General features: G+C 62.2%; 25 protein-coding genes and 1 tRNA gene. 12 read left to right on the top strand and 14 right to left on the bottom strand.

Annotated features, from left to right (window positions below; translation table 11 throughout):
* Positions 1-9: 9 nt before the first annotated feature.
* A complete protein-coding gene (gene bfr, locus P7228_RS03400) occupies positions 10-498 on the top strand; it encodes a bacterioferritin (protein ID WP_278016818.1) in 489 nt (162 codons plus the stop codon).
* Positions 499-664: 166 nt separating this feature from the next.
* The gene (locus tag P7228_RS03395) at positions 665-1,132 is read left to right on the top strand and encodes a hypothetical protein (protein WP_278016817.1); all 468 of its coding nucleotides are present in this window, start codon (positions 665-667) and stop codon (positions 1,130-1,132) included.
* Between the two features lie 62 nt (positions 1,133-1,194).
* Here the strand turns inward: P7228_RS03395 and P7228_RS03390 are convergent, their stop codons facing one another.
* Genes P7228_RS03390 through P7228_RS03380 form a run of 3 tightly spaced genes read right to left on the bottom strand, consistent with a single transcriptional unit; the run spans position 1,195 to position 3,421 of the window.
* A complete protein-coding gene (locus P7228_RS03390; RefSeq protein ID WP_278016816.1) occupies positions 1,195-1,689 on the bottom strand; it encodes a DUF2721 domain-containing protein in 495 nt (164 codons plus the stop codon).
* Between the two features lie 2 nt (positions 1,690-1,691).
* The gene (der, locus tag P7228_RS03385; RefSeq protein ID WP_278017696.1) at positions 1,692-3,083 is read right to left on the bottom strand and encodes a ribosome biogenesis GTPase Der; all 1,392 of its coding nucleotides are present in this window, start codon (positions 3,081-3,083) and stop codon (positions 1,692-1,694) included.
* Positions 3,084-3,136: 53 nt separating this feature from the next.
* The gene (locus P7228_RS03380) at positions 3,137-3,421 is read right to left on the bottom strand and encodes a DUF3297 family protein (RefSeq protein WP_278016815.1); all 285 of its coding nucleotides are present in this window, start codon (positions 3,419-3,421) and stop codon (positions 3,137-3,139) included.
* A 129-nt stretch (positions 3,422-3,550) separates the two neighbouring features.
* Here P7228_RS03380 and P7228_RS03375 point away from each other — a divergent pair.
* Positions 3,551-3,635 (top strand) — tRNA-Leu (locus P7228_RS03375).
* A gap of 72 nt (positions 3,636-3,707) precedes the next feature.
* A complete protein-coding gene (gene tig, locus P7228_RS03370) occupies positions 3,708-5,300 on the top strand; it encodes a trigger factor (protein ID WP_278016814.1) in 1,593 nt (530 codons plus the stop codon).
* An 18-nt stretch (positions 5,301-5,318) separates the two neighbouring features.
* Here tig and P7228_RS03365 read toward each other — a convergent pair whose 3' ends face one another.
* The 3 genes from P7228_RS03365 to P7228_RS03355 all read right to left on the bottom strand — a co-directional run bounded on the left by P7228_RS03365 (position 5,319) and on the right by P7228_RS03355 (position 9,749).
* Positions 5,319-6,818 carry an amidase gene (locus P7228_RS03365; RefSeq protein ID WP_278016813.1) on the bottom strand — a complete coding sequence of 500 codons (1,500 nt, stop codon included), beginning with the start codon at positions 6,816-6,818 and terminating at the stop codon, positions 5,319-5,321.
* A gap of 41 nt (positions 6,819-6,859) precedes the next feature.
* Positions 6,860-8,974 (bottom strand): TonB-dependent receptor plug domain-containing protein, encoded by a 2,115-nt coding sequence (locus tag P7228_RS03360; protein ID WP_278016812.1) that lies wholly within the window; start codon positions 8,972-8,974, stop codon positions 6,860-6,862.
* A gap of 157 nt (positions 8,975-9,131) precedes the next feature.
* Complete coding sequence (locus P7228_RS03355) at positions 9,132-9,749, bottom strand: ATP-dependent Clp protease proteolytic subunit (RefSeq protein ID WP_278016811.1); 618 nt, start codon at positions 9,747-9,749, stop codon at positions 9,132-9,134.
* A gap of 133 nt (positions 9,750-9,882) precedes the next feature.
* Here P7228_RS03355 and P7228_RS03350 point away from each other — a divergent pair, with 133 nt between their 5' ends.
* From P7228_RS03350 to P7228_RS03340, 3 genes are all read left to right on the top strand, one after another.
* Positions 9,883-10,557 carry an ATP-dependent Clp protease proteolytic subunit gene (locus P7228_RS03350; protein ID WP_278016810.1) on the top strand — a complete coding sequence of 225 codons (675 nt, stop codon included), beginning with the start codon at positions 9,883-9,885 and terminating at the stop codon, positions 10,555-10,557.
* 180 nt (positions 10,558-10,737) lie between these two features.
* Positions 10,738-12,009: an ATP-dependent Clp protease ATP-binding subunit ClpX gene (clpX, locus tag P7228_RS03345; RefSeq protein ID WP_278016809.1), complete on the top strand. Its 1,272-nt coding sequence runs from the start codon at positions 10,738-10,740 to the stop codon at positions 12,007-12,009.
* Between the two features lie 136 nt (positions 12,010-12,145).
* Positions 12,146-12,838: an aspartate/glutamate racemase family protein gene (locus P7228_RS03340; RefSeq protein WP_278016808.1), complete on the top strand. Its 693-nt coding sequence runs from the start codon at positions 12,146-12,148 to the stop codon at positions 12,836-12,838.
* 96 nt (positions 12,839-12,934) lie between these two features.
* On the opposite strand, the gene P7228_RS03335 is transcribed toward P7228_RS03340, so the two are convergent.
* The 6 genes from P7228_RS03335 to mtgA all read right to left on the bottom strand — a co-directional run bounded on the left by P7228_RS03335 (position 12,935) and on the right by mtgA (position 17,258).
* Positions 12,935-13,507 (bottom strand): fasciclin domain-containing protein, encoded by a 573-nt coding sequence (locus P7228_RS03335; protein ID WP_278016807.1) that lies wholly within the window; start codon positions 13,505-13,507, stop codon positions 12,935-12,937.
* Between the two features lie 89 nt (positions 13,508-13,596).
* Positions 13,597-14,334 (bottom strand): anti-sigma factor, encoded by a 738-nt coding sequence (locus tag P7228_RS03330; protein WP_278016806.1) that lies wholly within the window; start codon positions 14,332-14,334, stop codon positions 13,597-13,599.
* Positions 14,331-14,900: a sigma-70 family RNA polymerase sigma factor gene (locus P7228_RS03325; RefSeq protein WP_278016805.1), complete on the bottom strand. Its 570-nt coding sequence runs from the start codon at positions 14,898-14,900 to the stop codon at positions 14,331-14,333. The genes P7228_RS03330 and P7228_RS03325 overlap by 4 nt, the downstream gene beginning before the upstream one ends.
* Before the next feature lie 3 nt (positions 14,901-14,903).
* Positions 14,904-15,395 (bottom strand): GFA family protein, encoded by a 492-nt coding sequence (locus P7228_RS03320; protein ID WP_278016804.1) that lies wholly within the window; start codon positions 15,393-15,395, stop codon positions 14,904-14,906.
* A gap of 24 nt (positions 15,396-15,419) precedes the next feature.
* On the bottom strand, positions 15,420-16,376 hold the full coding sequence (locus P7228_RS03315) for a cation diffusion facilitator family transporter (RefSeq protein WP_430732495.1): 957 nt from the start codon (positions 16,374-16,376) through the stop codon (positions 15,420-15,422).
* 210 nt (positions 16,377-16,586) lie between these two features.
* Positions 16,587-17,258 (bottom strand): monofunctional biosynthetic peptidoglycan transglycosylase, encoded by a 672-nt coding sequence (gene mtgA / locus P7228_RS03310; protein WP_278016802.1) that lies wholly within the window; start codon positions 17,256-17,258, stop codon positions 16,587-16,589.
* 92 nt (positions 17,259-17,350) lie between these two features.
* Here mtgA and P7228_RS03305 point away from each other — a divergent pair, with 92 nt between their 5' ends.
* Entirely contained in the window at positions 17,351-17,623 is a 273-nt protein-coding gene (locus tag P7228_RS03305) for a DUF4242 domain-containing protein (protein ID WP_278016801.1), read from the top strand.
* A 66-nt stretch (positions 17,624-17,689) separates the two neighbouring features.
* Here the strand turns inward: P7228_RS03305 and rpoH are convergent, their stop codons facing one another.
* Entirely contained in the window at positions 17,690-18,649 is a 960-nt protein-coding gene (rpoH, locus tag P7228_RS03300; protein ID WP_278016800.1) for an RNA polymerase sigma factor RpoH, read from the bottom strand.
* A gap of 68 nt (positions 18,650-18,717) precedes the next feature.
* Complete coding sequence (locus tag P7228_RS03295; RefSeq protein ID WP_278016799.1) at positions 18,718-19,662, bottom strand: RluA family pseudouridine synthase; 945 nt, start codon at positions 19,660-19,662, stop codon at positions 18,718-18,720.
* Between the two features lie 16 nt (positions 19,663-19,678).
* On the opposite strand from P7228_RS03295, the gene P7228_RS03290 reads away from it, so the two are divergent.
* The 4 genes from P7228_RS03290 to aqpZ all read left to right on the top strand — a co-directional run bounded on the left by P7228_RS03290 (position 19,679) and on the right by aqpZ (position 22,363).
* On the top strand, positions 19,679-20,074 hold the full coding sequence (locus P7228_RS03290; RefSeq protein ID WP_278016798.1) for a M67 family metallopeptidase: 396 nt from the start codon (positions 19,679-19,681) through the stop codon (positions 20,072-20,074).
* Positions 20,075-20,203: 129 nt separating this feature from the next.
* Positions 20,204-20,863 carry a histidine phosphotransferase family protein gene (locus P7228_RS03285; RefSeq protein WP_278016797.1) on the top strand — a complete coding sequence of 220 codons (660 nt, stop codon included), beginning with the start codon at positions 20,204-20,206 and terminating at the stop codon, positions 20,861-20,863.
* Positions 20,864-20,933: 70 nt separating this feature from the next.
* Complete coding sequence (locus P7228_RS03280) at positions 20,934-21,572, top strand: N-acetylmuramoyl-L-alanine amidase (RefSeq protein WP_430732511.1); 639 nt, start codon at positions 20,934-20,936, stop codon at positions 21,570-21,572.
* Between the two features lie 71 nt (positions 21,573-21,643).
* A complete protein-coding gene (aqpZ, locus tag P7228_RS03275) occupies positions 21,644-22,363 on the top strand; it encodes an aquaporin Z (RefSeq protein WP_278016795.1) in 720 nt (239 codons plus the stop codon).
* Positions 22,364-22,365: the final 2 nt, after the last annotated feature.

Raw genomic sequence — 22,365 nt, 5'->3', positions numbered from 1 at the left:
AGACTTGCAGTGAAGGGCGACGAGAAAGTCATCGAGTTCCTCAACAAGGCGCTTACCAACGAACTCACTGCGATCAACCAGTACTGGCTGCATTACCGCGTCCTCGCCGATTGGGGCGTCTCGCGCCTCGCCGAATACGAACGCCATGAATCGATCGACGAGATGAAGCACGCCGATGTCCTGGCGGAGCGCATCCTGTTCTTGGGAGGGCTCCCCAATTTCCAGGCGATCCACAAGCTCAAGGTTGGCGAAACTGTCGAGGAAATTCTCAAGGCCGATCTTGCAGTCGAGATGGAAGCGATCCCGCTGCTAAAAGATGCGATCGAGCATTGCGAGAGCGTGCGCGACTACGTCAGCCGCGAGGTCTTCGAACGCATTCTCGAAAGCGAAGAGGAGCATGTCGATTTCCTCGAAACACAGTTCGACATGATCGAACGGATGGGCCTCCAGAACTACGTCCAGTTGCAGAGCAAGCCTGCGGGGGATGAGGAAGGCTAGTCCCCCAACTGCTGTCGATTTTTTCCAATAAGGGGCGATTAAGGTTTGACTCGCTTGGCTTTCACGCTCAGCCTTATGGGGCGGAAGGCAAAGAGAAACTGACTGGGCCGTTCTCCTTCCCAAGTGCGTGGGTCGCATTGCAACCAACGACACAAGGGGGAAATACGTGAAATCCTATCTCAAGCAAATCGGCATCGCCTGCGTTGCCGCGTCGGCACTTTCGATGGCAACACCGGCTGCCGCCCAGCTCAATGTCTGGGAAGACTACACTCCACAGAAAGAGATCATCGAACTCACCTACGTCAAGGTCGATGAAGGCCAGCTCGATACCTACCTCGAAGGCCTCAAGGAGACTTGGGTCAAGGGTAACGAAATCGGCAAGCAACTGGGTCAGGTGACCTCTTACGGCATCTATGCGGTGCCCTATGGCAGCAACGAGGTGAACCTGGTGCTGCGGATCACCTATCCGGACATGGCCTCGCAAGACGCCAGCAAGGCCGAATACGACAAGTTCATGGCCGCCTGGGGCAAGGAAAACAGCGACAAGGCGAACAAGACCGTGATCGAGCTGTACAACAAGATCCGCAAGATCAAGGGCACTTACCTGCTGCGCGAGCTCAAGATGAACCCGTAATCCGGTTCTCTCGACGATCAGGGGGCGGGGCCAATGGCTCCGCCCCTTTCGTTTGCTCCCGGCTAGCTTCCCTCGTCGGGGGCCGCATCCTCGCTGCGCTGCCCGCTCGCTGCAACGAAGGTTTCCATTACGAATAGCACCAGCGCGGCAATCATCAGCAGCATGGTCGCGATCCAGGCAATGGCAGTAAGCGTGCCGATCTGCGGTTTGATGAAGGCACTGACGAACAACAGCAGGATCACGAGAGAAATCGTCAAGGCCGCAGCAGTTGCAAACATCACCGCGCGCTGGGCGAGGCGGCGACGACGGCGCAGGCGCAGGAGTTCGCGGCGCTCCTTGGGTGATTGGTCGTCTTCCATCCGTGCCTCTAGCCGCTCGATCCGGTCCGCAACCCAGATCAGCCGCGCCATCATTACGTTCATCACGGCGCCGATCGCGGCAAGCAGGAAGGCCGGCGCAAGGCTTAGCCGGACAATCTCCTGCACCCTGAGGGTGCTTGACGTCCGTTCGAGCAATTCCGACGCGAGCGTGTGATCGGTGGCGAGCAGATCGAGCATGCTCAATCCTTCTTGTCGTAAGGGTTCTTGGGGCTCTTGAGCACGACCCGCACGGGCACGGCGTCGAAGCCGAGCTTCGCGCGGATGCCGTTGACCAGATAACGCTCGTAGCTCTTGGGCAGCATGTCGAGCCGCGTCCCGAACACCACGAACCGCGGCGGCCGGGTGCCGGCCTGGGTGATGTAACGCAGCTTGATCCGCTTGCCCTTGGGCGCGGGCGGCGGGTTGGCTTCGAGTGCATCGTCGAACCAGCGGTTGAGCGCAGCCGTCGGGACGCGCTTCGACCACGCCTCGCGCAGTTCAAAGGCGGCGCCGAGCATCTGGTCGAGCCCCTTTCCGGTCTTCGCGCTGACCGCGATCAGAGGCAGCCCGCGGACCTGCGCCAGCCCGTCATCTAGCGCGGCGCGAATGCCGTTGAACAGCGACGAGGCGTTCTCCGCCACATCCCACTTGTTGATCGCGACCATCAGTGCGCGGCCTTCCTGCAGCACCATGTCGGCGATTTTGAGATCCTGGTGTTCGAGCCCTTGCGTCGCATCGAGCAGCAGCACAACGACTTCGGCGAAATCGATCGCCCGCCGTGCGTCGGCGACGCTGAGCTTCTCGAGCTTCTCGACGACATTCCGCTTCTTGCGCATGCCCGCTGTGTCAATCAGCCGGATGTCGCGCACCTCGCCTGATTTGGGGTCGGTCCACCTCCAGTCGACCGCGATCGAATCGCGCGTGATACCGGCCTCGGGTCCGGTCAGCAGTCGGTCTTCGCCCAGGAGCTGGTTGATCAGGGTCGACTTGCCCGCATTGGGCCTGCCGACGATCGCGAGCTTCAGCGGACCGAGAACCAGGTCGTCGGGCTCGGCCGGTTCGCCAGCGCGCTCGGCTGCGGCCCGTTCTTCCTCTGCAGCGCCGATCAACGGCCAAAGCGCTCCGAACAGGTCAGCGACGCCTTCGCCATGTTCTGCCGACAAGGGAACCGGCTCTCCGAAACCGAGCGAGTAGCTTTCGAACACGCCGCTTTCGCCCGCCTTGCCTTCGGCCTTGTTGGCCACCAGCACGACCGGAATTTCCTGGCTGCGCAGCCAGCGCCCGATCTCCTCGTCGAGCGGCGTAATCCCCGCCCGCGCATCGATCACGAACATCGCCGCATCGGCACCTTCGAGGCTGACTTCGGTTTGCTTGCGCATCCGACCCGGCAGCGTATCGGGGTCCTCGTCTTCCCATCCGGCGGTATCGACCACCGTGAATTCCAGCCCGGCGAGCTCCGCGTCGCCCAGGCGGCGGTCGCGCGTCACCCCTGGCTGGTCGTCGACCAGCGCAAGCTTCTTGCCCACCAGCCGGTTGAACAGCGTGGACTTGCCGACATTGGGCCGGCCGATGATGATGACCTGCGGTTTCATGCTTGCCATGCCAAGTGGCCCCTTACCTGCCACTTGGCAAGCGGGGCGACCGATTAGCCCTTCTTGGCGACCGGGGGGTTTTCGCCCAGGTCTTCGTACCAGGCTTCGACCGGGCCGGTCAGCCTGATGGTCAGCGGCTGGCCCTTGCGGTCCATGGTCTTGCCCGCCTGGACGCGTACCCAACCTTCGGAGATGCAATACTCCTCGATATCGGTGCGGACCCGGTCCTTGAAACGGATGCCCACGCCGCGCTGCAGCTTGTCGGCATCGAAGTACTCCGAACGCGGGCTTACCGAGAGGCGATCGGGCGGGGTGTCGTTTTGTGTCTCTTCAGTCATGACGCGCGCCTTTAGAGCCGAGTAGTGTGATGAACAAGCCAGTTACGCTTGCCCTTTTGCGCAGGCCCGACTAATGGCGCACCCCTACACGCGTGGAGGCTGCGCCCGACGCGCGGCTTCGTTCGGGTTGCGGGCGTGGCGGAACTGGTAGACGCGCTGGTTTTAGGTACCAGTATCGAAAGATGTGGGGGTTCGAGTCCCTTCGCCCGCACCAACCCGCTCGCCAGTCCGCTCGTGCGTGGCTCGACCATGACGAAATTCTTGAAAAGGCTTAAGTTTTAATCCCATGCAGATCAAGGAAACCACCAACAAGGGCCTCAAGCGCGCCTATCAAGTCACCATTCCCGCGAGCGAAATCGCCGGGAAGATCGAAGCCGAGGTGAAGAAGATCGCGCCGCAGGTGAAAATGCCGGGCTTCCGTCCGGGCAAGGTGCCGGCGAATCTCATCAAGAAGATGCATGGCGAACAGCTGCACGCGCAGACCGTCAACGACATTATCCGCGATTCGGTCGACCGGCTGATGAAGGACAAGGAACTGCGTCCAGCGATGCAGCCCAAGATCGAGCTGGGAGAAGGCTACGAGGAAGGCAAGGACGCCGAACTGTCGGTCGAGCTCGAAGTGCTCCCCACGGTCGAAGCGCCTAAGGTCGATGGCCTCAAGCTCGAAAAGCTGGTCGTTCCGGTCGAGGACAAGGCGGTCGACGAAGCGATCGAGAGCATTGCCGGCCAGAACAAGGCTTACAAGGACGCGCCCAAGACCAAAAAGGCCGGTGAAGGCGACCAGCTGATCATCGATTTCGTCGGCCGCGTCGACGGCGTCGAATTCGAAGGCGGCAAGGCCGAAGGCGCGCCGCTGGTGATCGGTTCGGGCCAGTTCATTCCCGGCTTCGAAGAGCAGCTGACCGGCGTCAAGACCGGCGATGAGAAGACCATCAAGGTCACCTTCCCGGAAGATTATCCGGCTGAAAACCTGGCGGGCAAGGAAGCCGAGTTCGACGTCACGGTCCAGCAGGTGAAGGTCGAAACCGAAACCAAGGTTGACGAGGAATTCGCCAAGAACCTAGGGCTCGACAGCCTCGACAAGCTCAAGGAACTGATCCGCGGCCAGCTCGAACAGCAGACCGCCGGACTGACCCGCACCCAGATGAAGCGCCAGCTGCTCGACACGCTGGCAGCCGGCCACGACTTCGAGGTGCCCGAGGGCATGGTCAACGCCGAATTCCAGCAGATCTGGGCGCAGCTCCAGCAGGAAGCCTCGCGTGAGGAAAACCCGCAGGACGCGCTCAAGGAAATCCAGAACGAGCGTGACGAGTACTTCGCAATCGCCGAACGCCGCGTGCGTCTCGGTCTGCTGCTCTCCGAGATCGGTCAGGCCAATGGCGTCGAAGTGACCGGCCAGGAAATGTCGATGCTGATCCAGCAGGCAGCGCAGCAATACAAGCCGGAAGACCGCGAACGGTTCGTCCAGTACATCCAGTCCGAGCCGATGGCCGCAGCCCAGCTGCGCGCGCCGCTCTACGAGGACAAGGTGGTCGACTTCCTGTTCGACAAGGCCGAGGTCACCGAGCGTGAAGTGACGCAGGAAGAGCTTGAGGCCGCGATTGAGGCGGAGGAAGCCGCCCAGGCCAAGCCCGCCACGAAGAAGGCTCCGGCCAAGAAGAAAGCGGCTGCTAAGAAGGACGACGATAAGGCAGAGAAGAAGCCTGCCGCCAAGAAGGCTCCAGCCAAGAAGGAAGCCGCAAAGAAGGCTGACGACAAGGCCGAGAAAAAGCCGGCTGCCAAGAAGGCTCCGGCCAAGAAAGCGCCTTCCAAGAAGGCCGACGAGAAGAAGCCTGCGGCGAAGAAGGCGCCTGCCAAGAAGGCAGCAGCCAAGAAGTAATCAGCCGGCGACGGGCGGTTAGTCCGCCGGTCGCCAGGGCTTGAACGAGGGCGCGGGCAGCACGGCTGTTCGCGCCCTTTCGTATGCAGCGCCGGCCTTGAGCACCGCGTGGTCCTGCCACTTTCCGCCGATGATGCTGAGCCCGATCGGCAAGGTTTCGACTGCGCCCATCGGCACCGTCAGGTGCGGATAGCCTGCTATCGCGGCGGGGCTGCCAAGGCCGATGCCGCCGATCGAATAGTCGCCATGGACGAGATCGGTAGTCCAGGTCGGCCCCCGCGTCGGTGCGACCAGGAACTGCACGTCATGATCGGCAAGGAGCTTGTCGAGCGTTTCCTCGCCCGCGATCCGCACCGCGTTTGCTCGCGCTGTCTCATAGGCCTCGCGGTCGGCCTCCTGATCGGCCTCTTCGAACACGTTCTGGCCGAACCAGCGCATCTCGGTGTCGGCATGCGCCTTGTTGAAGGCAATCAGGTCGGTCAGCGTGCGCGGCAGGCCGGTCCCCGGCAGCGACTGTAGGTACTTGGCCATTTCCTCGCGCAGCTCGAACTTCAGAACTGTATAGCTGTCCCGATACATGTCGCGGTTGGGATCGAACTCGATATCGACCAGCACCGCGCCGGCTCGACCGAGATCGGCAAGCGCCGTCTCGAACACCGCCTCGACATCGGCTAGCCGGCCGACCTGCTTGCGCATCACCCCGATCCGCACTCCTTCGAGCGAGAATTGGGCGAGGCCCTCGGTGTAATCCGCGCGCCGGTTCGGCACTGTCTGCGTTGCCGGGTCGGCCGAATCTTCGCCCGCGATCGCGCCGAGCAGCAGCGCCGCGTCGAATACCGTCTGCGTCATCGGACCGGCGGTGTCCTGAGTGCTCGAGATTGGCACCACATGCGTGCGGCTGACGAGGCCGACGCTCGGCTTGAAGCCGACCACGCCGTTGATGCTGGCCGGACAGGTTATCGATCCATTGGTTTCCGTGCCGATAGCCGCCCAGGCGAAACCCGCGGCAACAGCGGCTCCGCTGCCCGATGACGAGCCGCAGCTATTTCGGTCGGTCGCATGCGGGTTGCGCGTCAGCCCGCCGACCGCACTCCACCCGCTGGTCGAATCGTCGCTGCGGATATTGGCCCATTCGCTGAGGTTGGTCTTGCCCAGAACCACGCCGCCATGCTCGCGCAGCTTGGCGATCATCGGCGCATCGCGCGCCGTGCGATTATCGGCCAGCGCCAGCGATCCTGCTGTGGTCGGCCACTCATAGGTTTCGATATTGTCCTTCACCAGCACGGTACGTCCGGCCAGTGGCAAGCCTTTGCGCTCAGCTTCTGCGGCCAATGCGGGCGCGCCTGGGTTGTAGACGATCACCGCATTGAGCATCGGCCCGGCGTCATCAAGTGAGGCGATCCGATCGATATGCGCTTTTGCCGCTTCGGCTGCAGGACTGGGCGGGGCGGCCTCGTCATTCGCAGCAAGGGGTGAGCACACGAGCGCGAGAGCGAGCAGGGAGGTTGCTGTCTTCATTGGAGAAGACTGCCACGCCTCTCCAGCAATGCAAGCCAGTACTAGAAACTCCCGCTGACGATGAAGCGAAAGATCGGGCCGATGCGGCGATTGGCATCTTCGTGGAACAGGATCGGCGCATCGGGACGCGGGCCGTCATAGACCGTCCGACGGAAATGGTTGCGCGCGCCGAGCAAATTCCCCGCCCGCGCCTGAACGGTCAGCCCGAACACATCCTTGTGTTCGACGAACAACGTTCCAAAGAACGGCCCCTCCCAATCGCGCCCCTCTTCCGAGCGGCGGGCATAGGGCGCGGAATCGAAATGGCTCAGCCGCGCACCCCAGGCCCAATCGCTTGATGGAATGTCGTGCCGGAAGTCGATCTCGAGTGCGCCCTCCTGATCGAAGGAGAAGCCACGCTCCTCGCCGGTGAAGGGATCGGTCACATTCATGTAGCGCTTGACCGCCTGGATATCGAATCGCGCACCCTTCCACCCGAGTGGATCCATGTTGAGCGTCAAGTTCGCTTCCAGGTGGAGGCGATCGGCATCGCCGATGTTGCCGCGCGCCTCGCCGCCATTGGGCAGCGGAAACCAGTCGATGAAGTCCTCGAACCACGCCTGCCTGGCCTCGAGCTTGATCGAACCCCACGGGCCAAGCGTCTTGTTGGCCTCTACTTCGAGATTCCAGCTCTGATAGGGGACCAGCTCGTTGTTGCCGCCGTTCTGATTGTCATTGTTCAAGTTCACGCTGGCGAGAAAATCACCGAACGAGAGCTGGCTTACGCGTCGCGCAACGGTGACCGAGAGGTCGAAGCCATCGGCCGGTTTCCATGTCGCCGCGAACGAGCCCTTGGGCCGCTTGAAGCTGCGCGAATTGGCGGCCGAGCCGGTCTGCTCGATCTTGGAGAATTCCATCGAGCCGATCGCCTGGATCGAGAGGCTGGAAGACAGCGAGCGCGAAAAGCTGAGGCTGGTTTCGTAGCGATCCTCGGTCACACCACCATTGCCCTGGGGGAAATCGAGCCTGACGAACTCGCCAGCCGGATCGAGAGTAAACAGCGAGGACGTACGGTCGAGCCGATTGAAGGCTGCCTCGCCAGACAACTGCCAATCGCCGCCCAGCATGCCCCACCCGTATTCGAACCTTCCGATTCGTTCACCGATCCCGTTGGTCTGCTTGAATCGCGAGCCGGTCGACGGAGAGCCATCGTCGAAACTATCGACGAGCCTTGCGGTGAAATTGTCACGCTCGAAACGCTCGAGTCCGATCAGCTTAAGCGTGCCGGGCCCGAGCGGGAACTGAAGGTCGGCGCCGATTTCATATTGCGGTCCGTTCTCGCTCACTTTCGATTCACGAGTACGGACCGGACCCGAAACCGGGGATCCGACCTCCGGTTCGTCGCGCTTGAAGTAGTCGAGGCCGTAGCTGAGGTTGAGGTTGGCGAGCACATCGTTGCCGAAATCGTACGCGAAAGCCGTCGCGAGCTTGGGATTGTCGAACTTGCCTGAGAACTTCTGTCGCTGTGCTTCGATCAAGCCGCCGCTGCCATCCGTGATCAGGATTGGCCCGTCCGCGCCGAAACGGTCGTTATCGTTACTAAGCGAGACAGTGAAGTCGAGTGCGCCGCTGGTCCCGGTGATCGAGGCCTCGCCCCCGTAGAGTTGCGCCTCGGTGTTGTGCGGGCGGAAGCCGGTGTTCCAGCGAAATTGACCCGAGGCACCGCTATTCTGGTAGATTACGTTGGCCACTTGTCCGGTAAGGCCCGGAATATTGAGCGAATTGCCGTCGACGATCTCGATCCGCACAACGTCGGCCGCAGGAATGCGGCGCAACTGATCCTCGAGCGAATCCGATTTGCTGGAAAAGCGCTCGCCATTGACGATGACGTTCTGGTTCGCCTGGCCCAGTCCGCGCTGCCCGTTATCGTTGCCGCCAGAGATCGAGAAGCCTGGAATCCGCTCGACCATGTCCAACGCGCTGCGCGGCGCGAACTGGCTGAAGTAGGCAGGCTCAAAGACTTGCGCACCCGCCGTGACCGGCACGGTTTCGGTCGCCGCTTCGGTCATGTCGTCTTCAGCGTAGGCCGGTGCGACAAGGCCCGATGCTGCGAGGCACACCCCCACTGCGAAGTAGGAAACGCTGCGAGCCCAGCCAGCGATGACAGTTGTTTTCATACCGCCTTGTTACGCCTGCGCGGCGGCGGTGGGAGAATGGCTCGACTGTCCGCTCGTCGCTGGCGATTAACGGCGTCACGAGCCGACGAACGACATTTACCAGCCGACCAGCGGCAAGATCAGCGCCGCCAGTTTGAACAAGTCGCCCTTCGTCGGGTTAGAACTTCACGTCGCGCGCGTTCTCGATGACCGTTCCCAGGATACCGTATTCCTTGGCCTCGTCGGTGCTCAGCCAGTAGTCGCGGTCGATATCCTTGAGCACCTTCTCGTAGGGCTGGCCAGTCGCATCGGCAATCTTGCGGGCAATCCGCTCCCGCATCTTGACGATTTCCTGCGCCTGGATCGCGATGTCCGACGCCTTGCCACCCGCACCGCCCGAGGGCTGATGGATCAGGAAGCGGGTGTTGGGCAGGCAGAATCGGCGCTCGTGCGGCACGCTCAGGAAAATATGCGTCGCGATGCTCGCCACCCAGCCGGTACCGATAATGGCGACCTTGGAGCCGATGTAGGAGATCAGGTCGTGGATCGTGTCGCCCGATTCGACATGGCCACCGGGCGAATTGACGATCAGCTTGATCGGTTCGTTCGAGATGTGGTCGAGATAGAGCAACTGCATCGAAACACGCTCGGCCAGCTTCTGATCGACCCCGCCGAACAGCAGCACGGTCCGCGCTTCGAGGAACTTCGTCATCATGGCCGCCGCCATGCTCGAGGGCTTGCCTTCCTCGTCGTCCTCGTCCGCGAAGGCAGGTCCAAGTGCAAATGGCTGGGTCATTCCGGGGTTCCTTGTCATTGTGTGCGGCAGAGTTAGCGTTGCGCTTACCAGTTCGCAACGATATCCGCCCAATCAACCCTTGAACGAACACGCGGCAGGCCAGATATAGCGCCTGAGCAAAAAAGGACCCTTCATGAATCCCTTCGACAATGGTGACTTTCTTTCGCCGATCACCGATGCGCTCGTGCCCGTCGTGGTCGAGCAGACCAGCCGCGGCGAACGCAGCTTCGACATCTTTAGCCGGTTGCTGCGCGAACGGATCGTGTTCGTGACGGGCCAGGTCGAAGATAACATGGCTTCGCTGATCGTCGCCCAGTTGCTGTTCCTCGAAAGCGAAAATCCGTCGAAGCCGATCAGCATGTACATCAACTCGCCGGGCGGCGTGGTGACCGCCGGCATGGCGATCCACGACACCATGCAGTACATCAAGCCGCGCGTCTCGACCGTTTGCGTCGGCCAGGCGGCGTCGATGGGCAGCTTCCTGTTGGCGGCGGGCGAGCCGGGCATGCGCATTGCCCTTCCCAATGCGCGGATCATGGTTCACCAGCCCTCGGGCGGCGCCCGCGGCATGGCTTCCGACATCGAGATCCAGGCACGCGAAATCCTGCGGATTCGCCAGCGAATGAACGATCTTTATGTCAAATATTCCGGCCAGAGCCTTACCGAAATCGAGCGCGCGATGGACCGCGACACCTTCCTTGATGCGGAAGAAGCGATGAAATTCGGCATCGTCGACAAGGTTTTCGAGACCCGTCCGGAGAGCGAAAGCGATGGCGACGACAGCGGTTCGGGCGGTGCGCCGGAGTAATTTTTCGCGCGTTTCCGGCCCCTTATGGGACAATTGGCTCTTAGGACGCTGTTCACGCTACAGCTTCAGCTAGCGGCAAGCCGGAAAAGCTACACCTATATATTGATTCATAATCATGCCGAATTAGACTCGGCGAATCCCCTTGGACGGGAATCTGTGGGGATTCGAAAGCGTTAGGAAATGACCAAATTGAGCGGAACTGACAGCAAAAGCACTCTCTACTGCAGCTTCTGCGGCAAGTCGCAGCATGAAGTTCGCAAGCTCATCGCAGGACCAACCGTGTTCATCTGCGACGAGTGCGTGGAGCTGTGCAATGACATCATCCGCGAGGAAACCAAGGCAGGGATCGCCGGCCGCAAGGAAGGCGAAGTCCCTACGCCGATGGATATTTTCCAGACGCTCAACGACTATGTGATCGGCCAGGATCGCGCCAAGCGCGTGCTCTCGGTCGCGGTGCACAACCACTACAAGCGGCTCAAGCACAGCGGCAAGGGCAACGACGTCGAACTGGCGAAGTCGAACATCCTGCTAGTCGGTCCGACCGGTTCGGGCAAGACGCTGCTGGCGCAGACGCTGGCGCGAACTTTCGACGTGCCCTTCACCATGGCAGATGCCACCACGCTGACCGAAGCCGGTTACGTGGGCGAGGACGTCGAGAACATCATCCTCAAGCTGTTGCAATCGTCCGACTACAATGTCGAGAAGGCGCAGCACGGCATCGTCTACATCGACGAGATCGACAAGATTACCCGCAAGGCGGAAAATCCCTCGATCACGCGCGACGTGTCGGGCGAGGGCGTCCAGCAGGCGCTGCTCAAGCTGATGGAAGGCACCACCGCCTCTGTCCCGCCGCAGGGCGGTCGCAAGCACCCGCAGCAGGAATTCCTGCAGGTCGACACGACCAACATCCTGTTCATCTGCGGCGGTGCGTTCGCGGGGCTCGACAAGATTATCGCCGACCGCTTGCAGAAGCGCTCGATCGGCTTTGGCGCGCATGTCGCGGATCCGGACAAGCGCCGCGTCGGCGAGCTGCTCGAAAAGAGCGAGCCGGAAGATCTGCTCAAGTTCGGCCTGATCCCCGAGTTCGTCGGCCGCCTGCCGGTGATCGCCACGCTGCACGACCTCGATGTCGATGCGCTGGTGACGATCCTCAAGGAACCGAAGAACGCGCTGGTGAAGCAGTATCACAAGCTGTTCGAGCTCGAGGATGTCGAACTGACCTTCACCGACGATGCGCTCCAGGCGATCGCCGAGCGGGCCATTACCCGCAAGACCGGCGCGCGCGGACTGCGCTCGATCGTGGAAGGCATCCTGCTCGACACGATGTTCGACCTGCCCGATATGGAAGGCGTGAGCGAAATCGTGATCGACAAGGACGTGGTCGAGGGTCGCAAGGCGCCCGTGCAAGTGATGCACGGCAAGAAGGGCGGCGAGAAGGAAGCTGCGGCGTAATCAGATGCGCCGTTGAGCGCCAGGCGGGCACATCCGCGCGCTTGGCTCCTTCGCACAGCTTCACCCGGTCGTTAATGCGGATCGCTTGTCGCGACCTGGCATTGCGCCATTCCGCAACCTCGCTATTCGCTATCGCATGAAAACCATTGGCCTTATCGGCGGGATGAGCTGGGAAAGCTCCGCCCAATACTACGCCATCATCAACCGCGCGGTGCGCGACCGGCTGGGTGCGCCGCATAGCGCGCGCGTGCTGATGCACAGCCTCGATTTTGGCGAGGTAGAGCGGCTCCAGCACGACGGGCAGTGGGATGCGTTGGGCGCAATGATGGCCGATGGTGCGCGCGCCCTCGAAGCGGGCGGGGCGGATGTGATCGTGCTTTGCACCAACACCATGCACAAGCTCAGCGATCATATCGAGCAGGCGAGCAAGCTGCCGTTTCTCCATATCGCCGATCCCACCGCGGCGGCGATAAAGGCGCAAGGGATCACCCGTATCGGACTGCTCGGCACTGCCTTCACGATGGAGCAGGACTTCTATCGCGGGCGGCTCGAACACGAACATGGCCTCGAGGTTCTGATCCCCGGGGAAATCGACCGCGCCGAAGTTCATCGTGCGATCTACGAGGAACTGGTCGCTGGCGTGGTGAAGGATAGCTCGCGCGCTGCCTATCGCGAGGTGATCGCGCGCCTGGTCGAACGTGGCGCGCAAGGGGTGATCCTCGGCTGCACCGAGATCATGCTGCTGGTCGGCGAGGATGACAGCGGGGTACGCCTGTTCGATACGACCACGCTCCATGCGATGGCTGCGGTCGACTTCGCCCTAAGATAGAAACCCCGCCCGGCATGCCAAACACGCCGAACGGGGTCAGGAATGCGCTGCCGATATGGGGAATAAGATCCCGCAACGCATGGAGGAACGCTGCAATCAGCCCGGGAGGAACACCCCGTCGGTAACGTGGATCACTCCATTGGTGGTCTTCACATCGGCCTGCGCCACCTTGCTGGTTCGACCGGAACCGTCGGTGATGACGATCGCCCCGTGGCTGTCGAAGCTTGCGGTCAGGCTTTCACCGGCAATAGTGTCGAAGCTGTAGCTCCCGCCGCTGCGGCGAATAGCTTGGCTCAGCGCGGCGGAGGGGACGCGACCGGATACGACATGATAGGTCAGGACCGTCGTCAGTTGGTCCTTGGCCTCCGGTTCAAGCAGGCCGGCGACCGTCCCATCGGGCAGCGCTGCAAAGGCATCATCGGTCGGCGCGAACACGGTGAACGGCCCCGGACCTGACAGCGTGTCGACCAGATCGGCCGCCTTGACGGCGGTCACCAGCGTATCGTGCACGCCAGTCGACATTGCCGCTTCGACGATGTTGGGCTGTGCCTTCTCAGCCTTGGCGGCGTGATGGTTCGCCATGGCCGGTGTCCCGGTCGAGATGGCAAAGGTTCCCATTGCGGCAACTGCGGCAAAGGCTGCGACTTTGAACTTGTTCGAATTTGGCATTTGAACTCCTTTCAGACCAAGCCCCGTCCTGCTTGCGAGTGGAGTTACGAAAGCCGATGCGCTGCGGATGCACGCGCGACGAATTATTTTCAGATGGTGGTGAGGCGGCCTTCGGCGACGACCGGACCGGCGTCCTGTCCCTCTGGCTTCCCGCCGAGCGGCTCGCGGGTAAGCACGAGCTGTGCGCCGTCCGACATATCCGTGCTGAATTCTTCCGGCACGCTGTGCGCGCGGATTTCGCCGGGCGTGACCACGCCGAGCGATTCCACGGCCCCTTCCTGACGCACGAGCCACAACTCGTGATCGTGGACGCCATCGTGGGTGAGGCCGGCAGCGGCGACGAGCAGGCTACGCTCTTCCGGAATATAGGTGAGGTCGATCCCTAGCGGGGTTCCCTCGATCGGGACATAGGCGACCAGCGTCTGTTGCGGCGTCGCCGCGCCCGGCTGAGGAGCGGTGGAAGTCTGCGGCCACAGGACGACCGCCAGGAGGAGCACTGCGGCGGCGCTGCTGATCCAGGTCGCTAGCTGCCATTTGCGCAATCGCGGATCGATCGAGACGACCCTGGTTTCGACCTGGCTTGCCTCTGCGTCCAGCGCTGCGCGGATTCGCTGCCAGACCTCATCGCCCGGCGCGGCGCCGACGATCTCGTCTATGAGAGGGGCGAGGCGATCCTGCCAGAATGCCACCTTGTCGCCCAGCTCCGGTTCTCGGGCCAGCCGGCTGCGCGCCATCAGCAATTCTTCGCCCTCGAGCAAGTCGAGCGCGAATTCGGCCGCCAGCAAGTCGTCGCCGGACAGTTCGGTCGGATCGGTCGTGTCGCTCATTCGCCCGCCTCCAGGCACGTCTTGAGTTTGAGCAAGCCGCGCCGAATCCAGCTCTTCATCGTGCCCAGCGGTACGCCCGCGGCATTGGCCAACTCGGCATAGGTACTTCCACCGAAAAAGGCGCCCTTGATATTCTCGCGCTGATTATCCTCGAGCGTCTCGATACAATGATGGATGCGGGTGCTGCGTTCGGCGTCGATAAGGAGTTCTTCGGCCAGAGGCGCCTCGTCGGCAAGAGCGGCCGCATGCTCGATCGGCACGGCCCCGCCGCGTACCTTGCCACGGCGCAAGCGATCGACCGCGCGATTGCGGGCGAAGGTGGCGAGCCAGCTGATGGGGCTCGCGCGCTCGGCATCGTAGCGGTCGGCACGTTGCCATAGATTGACATAGACGTCCTGCAAGGCGTCCTCGGCCTCCTTTCGATCGCCCAAGATACGCAGGCAGATACCGAAAAGCTTCACCCGGGTTGCGCGATAGATATCCTCCAGCGCGGAACGATCGCCGGCGGCCAGCCGCGCCATATCCGCCTTGAGCCGTTCGCGGGCCTTATGGGCGTCGTCGGTCATCCTCTACTGTCCGGCATTCCTGCACTTTACCAGGGCGTCGATCCGGGCGAAACGATCGGGCGGAAGGACTTCCGACTGATCGTAGTAAGCCTCGAAATGCGGAATTCCCTGGGGCAAGGCGACCCACGGCATCTTCTCGGCGATGAAGATCACCGCGTCGGGCGTCAGGCTTGCTGGCTCGTCAAGCGTGCCGACCCGGAAGCCGACCCCGAGATCACCGACGCGGGGGTAATGGCTGTAGATCGCGGTTCCGCATTGGGTGCAGCGGTGGATGGTGTGGGGCCCGCCGCTGCCGGCTTTGACCGTGTTCCTCGTAATCTCGCCTTTGAGCAGTTCGAAGCGGTCCGCCTCGATGAAGGCGTTGACGACCGAGGTCGACCCGGTTTGCTGCTGGCATTGGCGGCAATGACAATTGTTCACATAGATCGGCTCGCCGTGGACGCGATAGCGCACTTTGCCGCAGGCGCAGCCTCCCTCGCGTACCGTTTCGGTCACCTTGAATGTTCCACTTGCAAACCCTCAGCAGCCGGATTGACAACTGCGTTCCTGCTCCACCTGGATGGTGGCATGGCCGATACCGTAGTCGTGCTCAAGGTCATGTGCCAGTGCGCTGAGGAAAGCGTCGCCGGGATGCCCGCCGGGCATGATGAGATGCGCGGTCAGCGCGGTCTCGGTAGTCGACATCGGCCAGATGTGCAGGTCGTGCACGGCTTCGACCCCGCTAAGCCCGGCGAGATGCGCGCGGACCTTGGCTTCGTCGATGTTGTCCGGCACGGCGAGCAGGCCCAGCTTGATGCTGTCCTTGGCCAGCTCCCAGGTGCCCCAGGCGATCACCGCAACGATCACCAGGCTGGTAACCGGATCGATCCACAATTGCCCGGTCATCAGGATGGCTATGCCGGCGACGACCACGCCCACCGAGACCAGGGCATCGGCCGCCATGTGGAGGAAGGCGCCGCGGATATTGAGGTCGTCGTGGCGCCCCTTGAGGAAAAGCAGGGCGGTGCCGGTGTTGATCAGGATCCCGATCCCGGCGACGATCACCATCGTCATGCCTTCGACCGGGGCGGGCTCGATCATGCGGTGCACTGTCTCGTACAGGATCGCGCCGATGGCGATCGCCAGCAGCAAGGCATTGGCGAGTGCGGCAAGGATGGTCGAGCTCTTGTAGCCATAGGTGAAGCGCGCGCTGGCCGGCTTCCTGGCGGCCACGCTGGCACCCCAGGCGAGCAACAGCGCCAGCACGTCCGAGAGATTGTGCCCGGCATCCGCGACGAGCGCCATGGAGCCGGAGAGGTAACCGTAAACCGCCTCGACGATGACAAAGGCCGTATTTAGCACCACCCCGATCGCGAAGGCGCGCCCGAAATCGGCCGGGGCGTGGCTGTGGCCATGCCCATGCCCATCGGCGTGGCGATGGCCGTGCGACCCTTCAGCTTGAGAGTGAGCGTGACCCAAATCCGTCCCCTGCGGCATGTCGCGCGGTATCCGCGCCCGGCACCATTAAGCTCTCTCGATATTGCGCCTCTGTTGAAGAATGCAAGAAAAATGCAACAAAATCAGTATGATATAAAATATCTATCAAGCGAATGAGATAACATTATACAGGCGCATGGCGGAAGCAAGGCATTGAATTGCTTGGAGGCAGTGCCCGGCCAGCTTGGCGCGAACGGACGCGATGAGACGCTAGTTGTAGACGCAGGCGTCGAGCCGGTCGCCGCGCACCACGCGCATGCGGCTCTGTATCGTGTTGCCATGGCGGCGGAGCCAGCCGCTCGGGCTGACGACCGCGCGCTGCTTGGGCAGGGGAAGCGCTGCTGCCATGCGCGCTGCCTCGCTGGTGCTCAGTCGCGCAGCGGAGTGCTGGAAATAGCGCTGGGCGCCCGCCTCGGCCCCATAGGTGCCAATCCCGGTCTCGGCCACGTTGAGATAGACTTCCATGATCCGCCGCTTGCCCCAGATCTGTTCGATCAGGAAGGCGAACCAGGCCTCGAAGCCCTTGCGGACGTAGCCGCCGCCCTGCCACAGGAAGACGTTCTTGGCGGTTTGCTGCGTAATGGTCGACCCGCCGCGGATCCGCCCGCCTTGTGCATTCTGCGCAGCGGCCTTGGCGATGGCTTCGGCATCGAAGCCGTTGTGCTCGCAGAACTTTCCGTCTTCCGCCGCGATCACTGCGCTGACGAGGTTGCGGTCGATGTTGTCGAGCGACTCCCAATCTTTGGTGATACCGTGCGAATCCATCAGCATGGTCGCGGTGACCGGCACCGGCACCCATTTGAACAGCAGCACCAGCACCAGGCTGAGGCCTACGAACCACAGGATCAGCTTGGCCAGAAAGCGGGCGATACCGACGAACATGTTTCGCGCCTAGCGCGCTGACGCGGAATTACAATCCTTCGCGTGGTTGCGGGTCTAATCTGCATTCAGGGCCGCTCTGGGAGTTACCAATCATGCCTCAATTCGTGATCGAGAGAGAGATGCCCGGTGCCGGATCGCTGTCCCCGGCCGAACTGCAGGGCGCGTCTCAGCAGTCTTGCTCGGTGCTGCGCGACCTTGGGCCGCAGATCCAATGGGTCCACAGCTATGTCACGGACGACAAGATCTACTGCATCTATCGCGCGCCCGATGCCCAACTGATTCAGCAGCATGCGGAAACTGCCGGTTTCCCGGCCAATTCGATCAGCGAGGTGCGGTCGGTGATCGACCCGACCACCGCCGAATAGGCGCTCGGCACAAACGAAAAGGGGCAGCACCAGGCTGCCCCTCGTCAATTCCAATTTGGTGCGCTGTTACGCGATGCCCGGCAGCAGTCTTTCGCCGGCGATGCGCTGCATCGCCTTCTGCAGCTTCTCGAAGGCGCGCACTTCGATCTGGCGGATGCGTTCGCGGCTCACGTCATAGACCTGGCTGAGCTCTTCCAGCGTCTGCGGATTGTCCGTCAGTCGCCGCTCGGTCAGGATGTGCCGCTCGCGCTCGTTGAGGCTGTCCATCGCCTCGGCCAGCATTTCATGCCGTACCTGCGCTTCTTCGGCTTCGGCGACCGTCTCGTCCTGCAAGGGACGATCGTCGGTCAGCCAGTCCATCCACTCGCCCGAGCCTTCTTCGCCATTGCGCATGGGGACGTTGAGCGAGCCGTCGCCGCCCATCATCATGCGCCGGTTCATGTTGATGACTTCCTGCTCCGGCACGCCGAGGTCTGTGGCGATCTTCGCCACGTCGTCGGGGTGCAGATCGGTGTCCTCGTAGGCGTCGAGCTGCTTCTTCATCCGGCGAAGGTTGAAGAACAGCTTCTTCTGCGCGGCAGTGGTCCCCATCTTCACCAGCGACCAGCTGCGCAGGATGAATTCCTGCATCGAAGCCTTGATCCACCACATCGCGTAGGTCGCTAGGCGGAAGCCGCGATCGGGTTCGAACTTCTTGACACCCTGCATCAGGCCGACATTGCCTTCCGAAATCAGGTCGGAGACGGGCAAGCCATAGCCGCGGTATCCCATGGCGATCTTCGCCACGAGCCGCAGGTGGCTGGTCACGAGCTGCGCCGCCGCTTCGGGGTCCTCATGTTCCTGGTAACGCTTGGCGAGCATGTATTCCTGCTCTGCCGTCAGCACGGGGAACTTCTTGATCTCTGCGAGATAGCGGTTGAGGCTCTGCTCTCCGCCCAGCGCGGGGACCGTCAAATTCTTGTTGTTGCTCACTACTTCCCAAACCTTTCTAGCGTCGACCCTGCGGTCAGGACCCCTGATGGGCATCCGTTGGTGCGGGCCACGTGGTTACATATAGGCGAATTTTGCGCGGATTGCAGCGCTTTTCATCGATTTCAACGAGCGGTTTCGTCGATCAGTTCCCGCATGTCGGCGGGCAGTTCGGAGGCGAATTCGAGCCATTTTCCGGTCACCGGATGCTCGAATCCGAGCGTGGCCGCATGAAGGGCCTGTCGTTCGAAGCCCAACTCCTTGAGAATGGGCCGTAATCTGGCTGGAGTCCTGCCATAAACTGGGTCTCCTAATAGCGCATGGCCGATTGATGCGCAGTGAACGCGAACCTGGTGGGTCCGACCGGTCTCTAGCCGGCATTCGATCAAGGCGCACGAATCGAGCCGCTTGAGCACTTTATAATGCGTGACCGCGTGTTTCCCGCGCGAGGAATTCTTGTCGAGCACGGCCATTTTCTTGCGATTCGTCTCGCTGCGTCCGATCCGCTCTTCGATCGTCCCTTCGGCTGGAGTGGGGTGCCCGGCGCAGACCGCGAGATAGCGGCGTTCCAGCGAGTGATCCTTGAATTGTCGGGCCAGCCCCTCGTGTGCCTTGTCGCTCTTGGCCACGACCAGCAGGCCCGAAGTGTCCTTGTCGATCCGGTGGACGATGCCCGGTCGGGCAACGCCCCCGATCCCGGACAGCTGACCCTGACAATGGTGGAGCAGTGCATTGACCAGCGTTCCGTCGGGATTGCCCGCGGCAGGGTGGACGACCAGTCCGGCGGGTTTGTCGACGACGATCAGGTGTTCGTCTTCGAAGACGACTTCGAGCGGAATGTCCTGCGGCTGTGCCTCCGCTTCGGTGGCAGGCGGAACGGTGATACGAAACGCCGCGCCCCCCGCAACCTTGGTCTTGGCACTGGTGACCGTTCGTCCGTCTACTTCCACCTGACCTTCGGCCAGAAGCGCCTGGATCCGCGCGCGCGACAGGTCGGTCGCGTCGGCCAGCGCCTTGTCGAGGCGGGCGGGGGCGAGGATCGAACCGGTGATGACTTCGGCTGCGGCCATGCTAGGGCCATGCGCGATGCAAATCGAGGTGACAAGGGATGTGATCGCGCAGCTTAAGGCGGCGGCCCGGCAAGCCCATCCGCACGAATGCTGCGGGATCCTGTATGGAGAAGGGCGGCAGATCACGCACGCGCAGCCCGCTCGCAACGTCCACCCGACGCCAGACACCCATTTCGAGATCGATCCCCAGGCGCTGATCGATGTCCATCGCGCTGCGCGCGCGGGCGGGCCTCAAGTGCTGGGATACTATCACTCGCATCCCGAGAGCGCGCCGCACCCTTCCCGGACCGACCAGGAGATGGCGACAGGCGATCGCCGCATCTGGGCGATCATCGGCATGAACGAGGTCATGTTCTGGCTGGATGACCCCGCTGGGTTCCAGGCACTTTCCTACGAAATCGTCGCGGCGTAGGAACGTGGGATGAACTCACTCTGCCGCGCTTCGCCAACAGCTTTCGACATGGCGGGTGGCGGGGGGCGGTTTTTCTTCTTATGAACCCTGTTCCATGTGTTCCATCCAGTTGGATTTGCCTCACCTAGCATGACCAAGACTTCTGCCACCGAACTCGCCAGCCTGCTTTGTTCGAAGCTGTGCCATGACATGCTTTCGCCTGTCGGGGCGCTCTCCAACGGGCTTGAATTGCTGGCTGGCGAAAGCGATCCGGAAATGCGCGCCAAGTGCATCGAACTGATGGAGCAGAGTGCACGTATCAGCACCGGCAAGCTCAAGTTCTTCCGGCTGGCATTCGGCGCAGCGGGCGGATTTGGCGATGCAGTCCCGGTCGATGAAGTGCGCGATGTGATCAATGCGCTGGTAGCAGAAAACAAGCGCGTCACCGTCAACTGGGCGATCGAGGCCGCCAACCTGCCAAAGCCTGCGGTCAAGGTCATGCTCAACTTTGCGCATATCGCGCTCGACGCGCTGATCCGTGGCGGCACGCTCGATATTGGCGCCGAAATGCGCGACGGGAATGCCGAGATCGTGGTGCGCGCGACCGGCGACCGGATCGCCTTCGACGACAATATTGGACGGGCAATAGAGGGCGACTTGCCGCCCAGCGAACTCTCGAGCCGGACCGCGGCCGCGCATATGATCGCGGTATTGGCAGAGGAATCAGGTGGTGGGTTGCAGTTCAAGCGTGACGAAAAGGCACTGGTGCTGGGGGCGGTGTTGCCGCAGCCGGAAGGCATGATCGGTTAAGGTGGCGGACGAACTCGTCCACCGCGAGGTGCTCTCGCCCAATTGCAACGAGCGATCGTTGCCGATCAGCATGGTCGTGCTGCACTACACCGAAATGAAGCCTGTAGAGACCGCCATCGAGAAGATGTGCGATCCCGAATCCAAGGTTTCCGCACACTACTGCATCACCGAAGAGGGGGAAGTTATCCGCCTCGTCCCGGAAGAAAAGCGCGCCTGGCACGCGGGCGTTTCATACTGGCGTGGGCACAAGGACGTGAATTCCGCGAGCATCGGGATCGAGCTCGATCACCCGGGCCATGAGCTGGGATATCGCGAGTTTTCCGACGCGCAGTTCGAAGCGCTCGTCCCCTTGCTGGCGCGGATGGTCGAGGCGCACGATATACCGCGCGCCAATGTGGTCGGCCATTCCGACGTGGCCCCGGCGCGCAAGATCGATCCGGGTGAGCTGTTCCCGTGGGAGCGCCTCGCCGATTACGGACTGTGCCTGCCGATACCGAAGAAGCTCGAACTGGGCGATCCATTCGACAATGACGGCTCGTTCTACCTCGCGCTCGAGCGGTTCGGGTACGACATCACCGATGGCCACAAGGCGGTCGAGGCGTTCCAGAGACGCTGGCGACCCGAGAAGATCGACGGCCAGATCGACGGTCAGATCAGGGCAATCCTGTTCCAGCTCCTGCTCGACCGCGACCGTGGCGTAACACGATAATTTACAATTCCGCTGTTTCGGTGCCGGACGAATTACGGCACTCTCCGCCCGAGTGGGTGGGGAGGTAAATGATGCTTCGTAAGCTTTTCGCCGAGTTTTTCGGCACGTTCTGGCTGGTTTTCGGTGGTTGCGGCTCAGCCGTATTGGCCGCAGCCTATCCCGAGCTGGGGATCGGTTTTGCCGGCGTCTCGCTGGCCTTCGGCCTGACGGTCCTCACGATGGCCTATGCGGTCGGCGGGATTTCGGGCGGCCATTTCAACCCGGCGGTTTCGCTGGGGCTGGCGGCGGCCAAGCGCTTTTCATGGGGTGAACTTGCCCCTTACTGGGCCGCGCAACTGGTCGGTGCCTTTTGCGCCGCCGGCACGCTGTTTCTGATCGCTTCGGGCGCGGACGGCTGGTCGCCGGGAGGCTTCGCTTCGAACGGCTTTGGCGATCTCTCGCCGGGTGGGTACTCGATGCAGGCCGCGTTGCTGATCGAAATCGTGCTGACGGCCGGCTTCCTCATCGTGATCCTCGGATCGACCTCGGCCAAGGTGCCTGGAGGATTCGCCCCGATCGCGATCGGGCTTGCGCTGACCTTGATCCACCTGATCTCGATCCCCGTGACCAACACGTCGGTCAATCCGGCGCGTTCGACCGGTGTAGCCTTCTATGCCGAAACGGGCGCGACCGGGCAGTTGTGGCTGTTCTGGGTCGCACCGCTGGTTGGCGCGGCGATCGGCGCGCTCGTCTGGCGCTACCTGCTGTCGCCCGACGAATCGCTCGAAGGCATCGGTGGCGAGGGCGAATAAAC

This window comes from Altererythrobacter sp. CAU 1644, from assembly GCF_029623755.1.
Lineage (GTDB): Bacteria > Pseudomonadota > Alphaproteobacteria > Sphingomonadales > Sphingomonadaceae > Erythrobacter > Erythrobacter arenosus.
This window is presented reverse-complemented; position numbering and strand designations above follow the sequence as displayed.